General features: G+C 46.1%; 1 protein-coding gene. It reads right to left on the bottom strand.

Going from position 1 to position 616, the window contains the following annotated elements; genetic code table 11:
* A partial coding sequence (locus R7Z47_RS25590; protein WP_318130860.1) for a DUF4158 domain-containing protein occupies positions 1-616 on the bottom strand: 616 nt, incomplete at both ends.

The following is a 616-nucleotide window of genomic DNA, read 5'->3' as shown; positions in this document are numbered from 1 at the left end:
TGAAGCGTTGTCGATTTTTTAGCGACAGATTGAGCCTGTCCACAACGTCATTTATTTGCGTGTGCCATGGTGCTAACCGGTGGTAAATGGCGAGCTCTTTTTTAAGCTCAGGCACGGTCAGACTTTTGGCACCACCCCTGAGATGGCTCAGACTCAGCCCGTCGTCTTTAGTAGTGATTATGTTGTCCAGAAAGACGTTAAGTTCATTACTGGTAAGTTGATTCAGTTGGAGCGTCAGGTCTTTTCTGACCTGTTGCATTGTGCGGCTTATCAGTCTTTGAAGCACGGAGTACTTAGGAATGGCAATGTTATGGCTGGCAAGGTATTCAATGGCCGCATCAAAGAGGTGTCGAGGCTCCAGCCAGGCATGACCAATGTAAACCAGGTGGTGGCACAGAGCATTGAGGTGCTGTTTTTCATTCCACTTATTGTAATTTAGTAGACGCAGTATCCTTGAGTAAATACGGTCACGCTGCATTTTACTGACACTGAAAGGCCTGATCCCTTTACCTCTTTGAATTTGGGAGGCAATAAACTGCATGTCGATACTGATATCACGGAAACTCGGAGCAATGATCACTGGCTTAGATTTAAAATAGCCCAGAAGCGCCACGAA

It is taken from the genome of Vibrio sp. 1641 (genome assembly GCF_033339995.1).
Lineage (GTDB): Bacteria > Pseudomonadota > Gammaproteobacteria > Enterobacterales > Vibrionaceae > Vibrio > Vibrio alginolyticus.
Note: the sequence above shows the minus strand (reverse complement) of the source record. Positions and strands in the feature narration are given on the sequence as shown.